This is a genomic window from Streptomyces camponoticapitis, assembly GCF_014646115.1.
GTDB lineage: Bacteria > Actinomycetota > Actinomycetes > Streptomycetales > Streptomycetaceae > Streptomyces > Streptomyces camponoticapitis.
Genome location: NZ_BMMV01000001.1, coordinates 540,018 through 550,602, shown reverse-complemented (window position 1 = coordinate 550,602; position 10,585 = coordinate 540,018). Strand labels below are relative to the sequence as shown.

At 72.3% G+C, this 10,585-nt stretch carries 11 protein-coding genes; 7 read left to right on the top strand and 4 right to left on the bottom strand.

Translation table 11 applies throughout. The annotated features are described in order from the left end of the window. Positions 1–57 precede the first annotated feature (57 nt). A complete protein-coding gene (gene snpA, locus IEY79_RS02365; protein WP_189105529.1) occupies positions 58–714 on the bottom strand; it encodes a snapalysin in 657 nt (218 codons plus the stop codon). Positions 715–917: 203 nt separating this feature from the next. On the opposite strand from snpA, the gene IEY79_RS02360 reads away from it, so the two are divergent. From IEY79_RS02360 to IEY79_RS02340, 4 genes are all read left to right on the top strand, one after another. Continuing rightward, on the top strand, positions 918–1,982 hold the full coding sequence (locus IEY79_RS02360; RefSeq protein ID WP_229700563.1) for a LysR family transcriptional regulator: 1,065 nt from the start codon (positions 918–920) through the stop codon (positions 1,980–1,982). Between the two features lie 135 nt (positions 1,983–2,117). Beyond that, positions 2,118–2,468, top strand: coding sequence for an ArsR/SmtB family transcription factor (locus IEY79_RS02350; protein WP_189105527.1), 351 nt, complete (start codon positions 2,118–2,120; stop codon positions 2,466–2,468). Beyond that, on the top strand, positions 2,465–2,734 hold the full coding sequence (locus IEY79_RS02345; RefSeq protein ID WP_189105526.1) for a hypothetical protein: 270 nt from the start codon (positions 2,465–2,467) through the stop codon (positions 2,732–2,734). The genes IEY79_RS02350 and IEY79_RS02345 overlap by 4 nt, the downstream gene beginning before the upstream one ends. 137 nt (positions 2,735–2,871) lie before the next feature. Continuing rightward, positions 2,872–5,211 carry an MMPL family transporter gene (locus IEY79_RS02340; protein ID WP_189105525.1) on the top strand — a complete coding sequence of 780 codons (2,340 nt, stop codon included), beginning with the start codon at positions 2,872–2,874 and terminating at the stop codon, positions 5,209–5,211. Here the strand turns inward: IEY79_RS02340 and IEY79_RS02335 are convergent. Continuing rightward, positions 5,178–5,756 carry a TetR/AcrR family transcriptional regulator gene (locus IEY79_RS02335; protein ID WP_189105634.1) on the bottom strand — a complete coding sequence of 193 codons (579 nt, stop codon included), beginning with the start codon at positions 5,754–5,756 and terminating at the stop codon, positions 5,178–5,180. The genes IEY79_RS02340 and IEY79_RS02335 overlap by 34 nt on opposite strands. Before the next feature lie 171 nt (positions 5,757–5,927). Here IEY79_RS02335 and IEY79_RS02330 point away from each other — a divergent pair, with 171 nt between their 5' ends. The 3 genes from IEY79_RS02330 to IEY79_RS02320 are packed head-to-tail and all read left to right on the top strand — an operon-like array spanning position 5,928 to position 8,299. Further along, entirely contained in the window at positions 5,928–6,890 is a 963-nt protein-coding gene (locus IEY79_RS02330) for a DMT family transporter (protein WP_189105524.1), read from the top strand. Between the two features lie 27 nt (positions 6,891–6,917). Then, on the top strand, positions 6,918–7,346 hold the full coding sequence (locus IEY79_RS02325) for a RidA family protein (RefSeq protein WP_189105523.1): 429 nt from the start codon (positions 6,918–6,920) through the stop codon (positions 7,344–7,346). A gap of 20 nt (positions 7,347–7,366) precedes the next feature. After that, a complete protein-coding gene (locus IEY79_RS02320; protein WP_229700562.1) occupies positions 7,367–8,299 on the top strand; it encodes a hypothetical protein in 933 nt (310 codons plus the stop codon). Positions 8,300–8,440: 141 nt separating this feature from the next. Here IEY79_RS02320 and IEY79_RS02315 read toward each other — a convergent pair whose 3' ends face one another. Beyond that, positions 8,441–9,139 (bottom strand): response regulator, encoded by a 699-nt coding sequence (locus IEY79_RS02315; RefSeq protein ID WP_268240572.1) that lies wholly within the window; start codon positions 9,137–9,139, stop codon positions 8,441–8,443. Next, positions 9,136–10,455 (bottom strand): sensor histidine kinase, encoded by a 1,320-nt coding sequence (locus tag IEY79_RS02310; protein ID WP_189105521.1) that lies wholly within the window; start codon positions 10,453–10,455, stop codon positions 9,136–9,138. The genes IEY79_RS02315 and IEY79_RS02310 overlap by 4 nt, the downstream gene beginning before the upstream one ends. Positions 10,456–10,585: the final 130 nt, after the last annotated feature.

Here is a 10,585-nt window from a genome sequence, read left to right as displayed (position 1 = left end):
GTGCCCGATCCGGTGGGGGGTTCGCGATCTGCCGATCAGCGGCGGATCAGCGACGGATCAGGAGGCCTTGGCCAGCGCGGCCGCGAAGCCGTTCGCCCAGAGGCTGTTGACCTGGTTGCGCTCGGCCTGGTCCGGCTGCGAGTTGGTGCAGGACGGGCCGGGGCCGCCGCCCGACATCAGCTTGCTGCAGGGGGCCGTGTAGTTGTCCGGGAGGCCGAGCACGTGTCCGGTCTCGTGGGCGGTCACGCGCAGGGAGTCGTACTGCTGGTTCTGCGCGTAGTCCAGGAAGATGTAGCCCCGGCCGTGCCCGTCGGTGCTGGCGTACGAGCCGCGCGGGTCGTTGCCCTCTTCGTAGGTGAAGTCGGCGTTGCCGCCCTGCTGGAGCTGTACGTTGGCGACGGCGCTGTTCCAGATCTGGGTGCTGCTGGCTATCTGGCCGGCGAACGACGGGGCGCCGGAGGCGTCGTAGACGACGGTCACGGCACGGGCGCCGGGGTTGGCGGCGCGCTTCTCGGCGACCGACTTCATGACGGCCTCGTAGAAGGCCCTGGTCGCGGCGGTGTCTTCCGACGAGCCCTCGTACGCGGCGTACGAGGTGGTGGCGGGCGCGGCGCTGGTGGGGTCAGCGGCGGCGGCCGGGGTGGCGGTGAGGGCGGTCGCGAAGGCGAGGGACAGTCCGGCCATCGCGGAAAGCGCCGTCTTGGGGTATCTCATGTGGGGGGCTCCTACTACTCGTCCGAGAACGGATTCGGTAGGGAGAGTGTCGTGCCTCACAGCGCCGCTGTGGATGATGCCGAAGGGCGATAACACCAGAGCATCACCCCCGCGTCCGCTCGCCCAATTTTCTTCGAATGACGGCCAATTGCCGCCATTTGGGTCCCTGGCGTGACGCAAAAGGCGCGCCTACTCTTCGGTACATGGAGCTGGAGGTCAGGCATCTACGCGCGCTGTGCGCCATAGCCGACGCGGGAAGTCTGCACAAAGCGGCCCGGCAGCTCGGCATGAGCCAGCCGTCCCTGACGACGCAGCTGCGGCGGATCGAGAACTCGCTCGGCGCCGAGCTGTTCTCCCGTGAACGCACCGGCTGCCGCCCGACGTTGCTCGGCCACTCCGTGCTCAGCCGCGCGCGTCCCCTGGTCGCCGGAATGGCCGCGCTCGTCAGCGAGGCGAGAGCCGCCGCCGACCGGTCCGCCGGTCCCCGGCTGCGTATCGGCTCCACGGCCAGCCGCGCCCTGGCGGGCTGGCTGCGCCGACTGCGCGAGCGGCTGCCTGGCACGGACATCTCGCTCCAGATGGACGTCTCGGCGAACGCGCTGCTGCGCCAGGTCGCCGCGGGCGGGCTCGATGTGGCCTTCGTGCACGAGGTGGAGGGCTGTCCGCTGCGGGTGCCGCCGGGGCTGGACCGGCGTGTACTGGTCGAGCGGGAGCCGCAGTTCATCTCGCTGGCCCGGGACCATCCGGCGGCCGGACGGCAGATCGTCGAGCTGGCCGACCTCGCCGGCGACCGGTGGATGATCGACCCGACGGTGGACGGCGAGTGGGACGGTCTGCGGCGGGTCCTGGGGGAGGCCGGGCTCAACCCGCCCGTCCTGCACGGGGATTACCTCACAGCGGCGTCGCTGATCGCGGTCGGCGAGGCGATAGCGCCCTGCCAGCCGACATCGGTCCCGCGCGAGGACATGGTCGTACGGCCGCTGCGCGACGACCCGTTGGGGGTACGGCTGCTGCTGTTCTCGCGGCCGGGGGCGTACGAGGGCGCGGGTATCGCGGGCGCCGGCCCGGCTGTGGACGGCGAGGGCGACGGCCCCGAGGGCGACATCGGCGGTGGCGCTCCCGGTGACGGTCCCGGCGACGGTCCGGGCGGCGCCGAGGTGTACGCGGACCTGGAAGCGGCCTACCGCGAGGCGGCGTTGCAGGCCGTCGTGTACCGCCAGTGGCTGATGCGCAACAAGAGCCCCTTGCTGCACGCGCCCGCGGCCTGAGCTGGGCGCTCCCCCGCCCGACCGCTCTTCTCCCTTGCTCCTCCCACTTGTTGGGCGTTCCGCGCCCGTCGGGAATGGGGTTAGTAATCCGCGTGGGCACCTGCTAACTTTTCTTTGCATGTGCAGGAGGCGGCTATGAGCCCACCCGTGCCCACGGGCGACGAACTGGTGCGCGTGCTGGCGACGCTCTCCAACCCCCACCGGCTGCGTGTCGTCGCGGCACTCGCCGGGGGACGCAACTACGTCAGCCGGCTGGCCAGGGAGCTGGACATCAGCAGAGCGCTGCTCCAGGTCCATCTCAAGAAGCTCGAAGCGGCCGGTCTGGTGACCTCGCGGCTGGAGCTGTCGGAGGACGGGAAAGCCATGAAGTTCTACGAGGTGAACGCGTTCGCGGTGCTGCTGACGCCGCAGGACATCGTGACCGCCGTACAGACCCTGACCGACCAGAAGAAGGACGAGAGAGACGAGAAGGGAGCCGCCCGGTGAACGAACACGAGTGGCAGGAAGTCATCGGAGCCGTCGGACTGTTCGCGCTCCTGTTGATCGTGGTGTCGCTGACCCTGTGGCACTTCACCGTCGGCCGCCGGGGCAGGGAGGCCAGGGCCGAGAGGAACGAGTACCGCCGGCTCGCCACCGACGCCGTGGAGGGCCAGCGGCGTACGGAGAGGCAGCTCGCCGACCTCGGCCGGCAGCTCACCGATCTGCAGAGCCGCACCGGATCGCTCGAACGGATCCTGAAGGACGTCGAGTAGTCGCCGCGGTCCCACCGCGGACAGAGAAACCCCGGGCCGTCGAGCTGCAACTCGACGACCCGGGCAGAGAAGGACGCTCCACCTCGCCTTGCGGCGAGCTCCACGGACACGACCCTCCGGATGAAGGAGAGCAGCTCATGCTGCGCCGAATCAAGTCAGAACCCGAACGGGCGGGACGCGCGGGACGCGCCGGCCCCGGCGAAGACACCCCACGCGCCGGACTCGTCGAGGCCATCGCCGGCTGGTCCGCCGGACACCGTACGGCGGCCATCGCCGGCTGGTTGCTCCTGGTCGTGGTCGCCGTCATGTCCACCTCCTTCCTGCCCGGCGAGCAGGTCGGCGCCACCGACCCCGGAGAGGCCGGCCGGGGCCAGCGGATGGTCTCCGAGCTTGACGCCGGCGACTCGATACGCGAGAACGTGATGGTCCGCCCCCGGGCGGGCGCGGACCCCGCGGCCGGACGCGCCGCCACGGAGGACCTGGTCGCGGCCCTGCGCGCCATGCCCGACGCCGTACGGGACGTCGGCTCGCCGCTCGCCGCACACGGCGGGCGCTGGGTCTCCGAGGACGGCACGGCCGACCTCGTGACCTTCGAAGTCCTCGGTCCGGACGCCGAGTTCGAGGCCCACTACGAGGCCGCGAGCACCGCCGTGAAGGATGTGGAGCGGCAGCACACCGACGCGCGCGTCGACCAGGCCGGCGACTCCAGCCTCTCCTCGGCGGTCGACGACGGCATCAAGGACGACATGAAGCGCGCCGAGACCACCTCGCTGCCGCTCACCGTCGTCATCCTGCTCGTCGTCTTCGGCTCGCTGATCGCGGCCGGAATCCCGCTGCTGCTGGCGGCCACCGCCGTCGCGGGCGCGTTCGGGCTGCTGGACACGCTCGGCCGGTGGGTGCCGTTCAACAGCGCCGCGTCCGCGATCGTGCTGCTCATCGGAATGGCGGTCGGCATCGACTACTCGCTCTTCCATCTGCGCCGTGTCCGGGAGGAACGCGCGGCCGGACGCCCGGTCGGGGAGGCGCTTCGGATCGCGTCGCGCACCTCGGGCCACGCCGTCGTCGTGTCCGGTCTGACCGTGATGGTGTGCATGACGGGCCTGCTGTTCACCGGCGTCGACGTGTTCAAGGGGCTCACCCTCGGGACCGTCCTGGTGGTCGGTCTGGCGGTGCTCGGCTCGGTGACGGTCCTGCCCGCGCTGGTGGCCGCTCTGGGCGACCGCGTCGACATGGGCAGGATCCCGTGGCTGGGGCGGCGCCGGACGGCGGCGGGCCGCTCACGGGTCTGGACGGCCGTGGCGGAGAAGGTCGTACGCCGTCCGCTGCTCACCGGAGGTACGGCGGCGCTCCTCCTCGCACTCATGGCTCTGCCCGCGTTCGGGATGCACCTCCAGGACGCCACGCAGATCCAGAGCCTGCCGCGCGGGGTCTCGGCGGCGGCCGACGCGGGCGCCCGGATGCAGCGGGTGTTCCCCGGCGCGGCCACGCCCGCGCGCGTGGTGGTGTCGGACGACAGCCCCGAGGTGCGCGCGGCGGTCGACGCGCTGCACGAGCGGGCCGCGCGGAGCGACGGCGCGCTGCGCGAGCCGATCACGACGGCGCCGGTCGGTGGCGCGCTGGTGGTCCGGGTGCCGCTGGCCGGGGCCGGTACGGACGCGGAGTCCGGGCGGGCCCTGGAATTCCTGCGGGAGCGGGCGCTGCCCGCGACGGTGGGAGCGGTGCGGGGGACCGAGGTCGCCGTCGCGGGCCGGACCGCCATGCCGTACGACTTCACCCGGCAGGTGACGGCGCGGACGCCGCTGGTCTTCGCCTTCGTCCTCGTGCTGGCCTTCGTCCTGCTGGCCGTCGCCTTCCGCTCGCTTGCCCTGCCGCTCGTGTCGATCGCGCTCAACCTGCTGTCGATCGGGGCGGCGTACGGGGTGCTCGTCGCGGTCTTCCAGGGAGGCCGGCTGGAGTCGGTGCTCGACTTCAACGCCTATGGCGGTGTGGTGAGTTGGCTGCCGCTGTTCATGTTCGTGATTCTCTTCGGGCTGAGCATGGACTACCACATCTTCATCCTCAGCCGGATCCGCGAGCGGTGGACCGGTTCGCCGGGCGGCCCCGAAGGCCGTCGCGAGGCGATCGTCGGCGGCATCGCGGCCAGCGCGGGTGTCGTGACCAGCGCCGCCGCCATCATGATCGGCGTCTTCTCGGTCTTCACGACGCTGTCCGCGATCGAGTACAAGATGCTCGGTACGGGGATGGCGGTGGCGATCCTCGTCGACGCGACGGTGGTACGCGGCGTACTGCTGCCGGCGGCGCTCGCGCTGCTGGGGGACCGGGCGTGGACGTTGCCGGGGCGTGGGCGTGGCGGCGGTCGCGGCAGCTCAGCGGTGGGTCATGAGACCGGCCCTGAGACCGGCGGTGAGACCGGCCCTGAGACCGGCGGTGACGGGACCGGCCGTCAGCGGTACGGCCCGAGCACGACCCGCGCCTGATCGCGGGCGAGCCCGAGCGCGTCCGGGAAGATGCCCAGGCCGTGGGCGACGAGCGCTCCCTCGTGAAGGAGCATGAGCGTGCGGGCGAGGCGGTCGGCCGTCTCCGACGGGGCCGCCTCGCCCGGCGCCGTGATCTCCCGTGCGAGGGAGGTGAACAGCTCCAGCATCCACGCCTTCTGGCCGGTGATGACCGCGTACGCGGGATGCCCCGGGTCGTCGATCTCGGCGTGCGCGTTGACCATGCTGCACCCCCGTGAGCCGTTCTCCTGCGTCCAGTCGCGCGAGGCGTCGAAGACCGCGAGGACATGCTCGGCGGGTGACGGGGGCGCGGTAGCCAGCCGCTCGTCCAGGAAGGCGCGCCAGCGCTCGTCACGGCCGGCCAGATACTCGACGACGATCTGCTCCTTCGAGCCGAACCGGTCGTAGAGCGTCTTTTTGGTGACCGCGGCCTCGGCGGCGATGAGATCGACACCGACGGCATGGATGCCGTGCTCGTAGAAGAGCCGCGACGCGGCGTCGAGGGCGCGTCGCGCGCCGGGAGTCATGACGATGCGGTGCGGCTGGCGGCCGGAGGGTGCGGCGGGCCGGTCCGGGGTGCCGCTGCTCGCGCCCTCATTTCTCTTCACGCTCATGGCCAAAAGTATACCGCTCTGTATAGTGGACAGGAGTAAACAGATCGGTCTACCTGTCTCCCCGGCCACGGGTGGTGTCCCGCCGTGAATGTCCTTCTCTCCGTCGCGTTCGTCGTCTGCTGGAGCTCCGGTTTCATCGGTGCCAAGCTCGGCGCCGGCAGCGCCGACGCCGTCACCGTCCTGATGTGGCGCTTCCTGCCCCTGGCCCTGGTCCTCGGGGCTTTGGCCGTCGTTCGCGCCCGCGCGGCCTGGCGCGGGCTGACGGCCCGCGATCTGCTGCGCCAGTGCGTGATCGGCGCACTGTCGCAGAGCGGCTACCTCCTCACGGTCTACTACGCGATCCAGCTGGGCGTCTCCAGCGGCACCACCGCCCTGATCGACGGGACACAGCCGCTCGTCGCGGGCGCGCTCGCCGGACCGCTGCTGCGGCAGTACGTCTCCGGTGGCCAGTGGCTGGGCCTGTGCCTCGGCGTGACGGGAGTGCTCGTCGTGACGTCGGCCGACGCCGCGGCCGTGGAGGGCGTGGCGCCGTGGGCGTACGCCGTGCCGTTCCTCGGCATGCTGTCGCTGGTTGCCGCCACGTTCCTGGAAAGCCGCTCCCGAAGGGCGGTCGCGCCGTCCGTGGCGATGACGATCCACTGCGGCACCAGCGCCGTCGTCTTCACCGTCCTCGCCGCGGTCGCGGGCGCGGCGGTGCCGCCCGCCGAGACGTCCTTCTGGCTCGCGGTCGGCTGGCTGGTGCTCCTGGCGACGTTCGGCGGATACGGCCTGTACTGGCTGGTCCTGCGCCGCTCCGGGGTGCTGCGGGTGAACACCCTGATGTTCCTGATGGCGCCCGTCACGGCCGTGTGGGGCGCCGTCATGTTCGGCGAGCCCTTCGGCCCGCAGACCGCCGCCGGCCTCGCCGTCTCGCTGCTCGCGGTGGCGGTCGTACGAAGCGGTGCCGCCGGCCGCGCGGACGGCGGAAACCCCGGTGACGTGCCGGGCCGTCACGCCGACAATGACACCCCGGCAAGGCCGCGCGCTCCGCGTGGGCAGCCCCGATGACCAGAACCGACAGCAAGGAGCGACCCCATGGTGCGGCGTACGACCGTCCCCAGCCTCTTCCCACCGCCCGGCTACGCGCACGCTGCCGTGGTCGAGACCGGCAGCCGCCTGGCGTTCATGGCCGGTTCCGTACCGCTCGACAAGGACGGCACGCTCGTGGGACCGGGCGACTTCGTCGCGCAGACCGAGCAGGTCCTGGCCAACCTGGAGACGGCACTGCGCGCCGTCGGCAGCGATCTGGGCCGGGTGATATCCACCGACGTGTACGTGGTGGCGTCGGACCCGGCGGACCTGAGCCGGGTCTGGGACGTCGTGCACGCCTCTGGCCTCACCACCGCGCCGCACACCTCCACGCTGCTCGGGGTCGCGTGCCTGGGCTACACCGGTCAGTTGGTGGAGATCACAGCGGTCGCCGAGGTCGCCGCGATCGACGGAGCGACGGACCCGGGAGAGTGAGGGCCACTTCGCTTGTCGCCGTGGCCGCCGCGTTCGCGGCCGTCGCGGCGGTGGCCGGCTGCACGTCCGGCTCCGCCGGCGACCCCCCGCCCGACACCTCCGCGTACACCGACGGCAGCCGTGTACCGAAGGTCGAGAACGAGAGGGGCATCCCCGAACTGCCTCTCGCGCGATACGAGTTCAGCGACAAGGACACCGAGCGCCTCACCCGGGCGCAGGCGCGCGTGGCACAGCGCTGCATGGCGGACTTCGGCTTCGAGGACTTCCCGCTCGACCCCGCCCAGCCCGGCTCGATGAACATGGCCACCGGCTCGCTGGTGGCGGTGGCCATGTCGACCCCGTTCGGGGAACTCGACCTCGACGAGGCCCGGCGCTTCGGCTACGGCTGGGACCCGAAGGCGTCCGGGGGCGGGGACGGGAAGGACCGTGCGATGACCGAAGCGGAGTACCGGGTGTTCTACCACGCCGACCGCACTCCCGGCCTCACCGTCAGGGGCCGTGAGGTCCCCGAGGCCGGCTGCTACGGCGAGGCCTCCAACGGGCTCACCGCAGGTGTCGAGGACCGCACACGGATGTGGACCTACACGTCCGGCCGGGCCCGGGCGCTGTCGAAGACGGCCCTGAAGGACCCTGCGGTGAGCGAGGCGCTGCGCACCTGGGCGACATGTGTCGAGGACAAGGGCTTCAAGCGGTACGAGGACCGCGAGGCCGCCTTCCGCGACACGGCGTGGCACCGGGGCGACGACGGCAACACCCGTCGTACGCGCCGGGAACGGGACACCGCCGTCGCCGACATCGAGTGCGCGCGCGAGCACAACACGGTCGGGGTGTGGTGGGCCGGCTCGGCGCGGAGCCAGTCGGCCGACATCCAGAGCCACCGCGCGGCGTACGAGGCGGTACGCCGCGACCAGGATGTCGTACGGGCCAACGTCCGCCGCGTGCTGGGGGATTGAGCGGGAACCTCCTCGCCACGGGCATGGTCCGGCTCTCGACCCTGACCGTGGGGGCGGTGACGGAGGCCGAGTTCCGCGGCGACGCCGGCCGACCGGTTACGGGACGGGCGGCCGGTGCTCGCGTGGAGTGCCGGGGCCGGGTCAGCCGGGCGGGGCGACCAGCCCCGACTCGTAGGCCAGGATGACGAGTTGGACCCGGTCGCGGGCGTCCAGCTTGGCCAGCAGGCGGGTCAGATACGTCTTGGCGGTGGCGACGGTGATCGACAGCTCGGCCGCGATCTCGGTGTTGGACAGACCGCTGCCGACGAGTACCAGGACCTCACGCTCGCGGTCGGTGATGCCGGTAACCGTCCGCCGGGCCGCCGGGGCGGACAGGGGCCGGCCCGCGAACTCCTTGATCAGGCGGCGGGTGACGCTCGGGGCGATCAGACCGTCGCCGCTCGCGACCACCCGGATCGCGGCGAGGATGTCGTCCAGCGCCATGTCCTTGACGAGGAAACCGGCGGCCCCGGCGCGCAGCGCCCCGTACACGTAGTCGTCCTCGTCGAACGTCGTCAGGACGATCACATGCGTGGTGCCGGGAGCCGCGGTGATCTGCCGGGTGGCCCGGATGCCGTCCGTGCCGGGCATCCGGATGTCCATCACCACGACATCGGGGGCGAGTTCGGCCGCCAGCCGTACGGCCTCGGCGCCGGTGCCCGCCTCGCCGACGACCTCGAGATCGGGCGCGTCGGTGATGACCATGCGCAGCGCGGCGCGTACGAGGGGCTGGTCGTCGGCGAGTACGACGCGTACGGGCGGCGGGCTGTTCGAAGCCGCCGCCGTGATCCCGTCGGTCACAGGACCCCCGCCGGCCGAGGCGACTTCGGCAGGGGCGACGCTGGTACCGGCAGCGTCGCCGTCACCCGGAAGCCGCCCTCGGGGCGCGGCCCTGCCGAGAAGTCACCGTCCAGCAGCGTCGCGCGCTCGCGCATCCCGACCAGGCCCCAACCGGCGCCCATACCGCCCCGTCGGCAGCCGTGCCCGTCGTCCGTGATCTCGATGGACAACGCGTCGGTCCGGCGGTCGACGGTGACGCGGCAGGAGGGTGCGCCCGCGTGCCGTACGACGTTGGTGACCGCTTCCTGGACGATGCGGTACGCCGAGATGTCGATCTCCGCTGGGAGCGGGCGCGGTTCGCCGAGCCACCGCACCTCGACACGGACCCCGGCGGCGGTCGTCGTCTCGGCCAGCCGGTCGACGTCGGCGAGACCGAGCGCGGGATCGAGCGGCGCGGCGTACGCGGACCCACGCGTGTGTTCGGCGGTCGCCGGGAGCCCGTCGGCCGGCGGGGGTTCGGCTGCCGCCGGGTGTTCGGCGGCCCCGGCGCCCTCCGGCTCCGCCTGGCGCAGCGCGCCGAGCATCCGGCGCAGCCCCGCCAGCGTCTCGCGCCCGGCGGCCTCGATACTGCTCAGCGCCTCACGTGCCGCGACGGGCTGGGTCTCGATGACGCGCGCCGCCGCGCCCGCCTGGAGGGCGATGATGCCCATGCTGTGCGCGACCGTGTCGTGCATCTCGCGTGCGATCCGCAGCCGTTCGGCGGTGACCGCCTGCGCCGCCGCCTGGGCGCGGGACCTCTCGGCGTACTCCCGGGCCTGGTGCGTCGAGTTGCCGATGAGCCAGGCGATGACCGCCGTCATGGCCACGGCCATCTCGGCCGACGTGCCCACGTTCCACCCGCTCAGCACCCGGACGCTCAGATAGCCCACCAGCGTGCCGAGCGCCATGGCCAGCGCGACGAGCCCGGTCCGGCGTGGCTGCGCCGACGCGATGAAGAACAGCGCGACATCGACCGCCAGGAACTGCGCGAGCGGGATCTCGCCCACACTCAGCGGCGTCGTCCCGAGGACGGAGGCTCCCAGCAGCAGGATCATGGACCACAGCGGGCGGCCGGACACCCGCCGGGCGCCCGCCACCGCCATGCAGGTGGCGACGGCGAGCATGATCAACCCGTCCCACCGGAAGAAGACGACGCCCGCCACCACGCCCGGAACCTCCTCGCCGGGCAGCCGGAACCGGATGAGGAAGGTGAACACCGCGCCCGCCGCCCACGCGAGGGCGACCCAGACGCTCGGCTGTACCCGCTTCAGCAGGGGCATGGGTGGCATGGCGTGCATGGGCCGATCGTAACGACGCGGGGCCGGGCGGTCGTCGGACCGTGGTTGTACACCCGTGGCCGACAGCCGGCGGCGGCATTGTCGGCGCCGGTCCGACGACACGCGTCAGGCGCGCCGCCACCGTTGGACG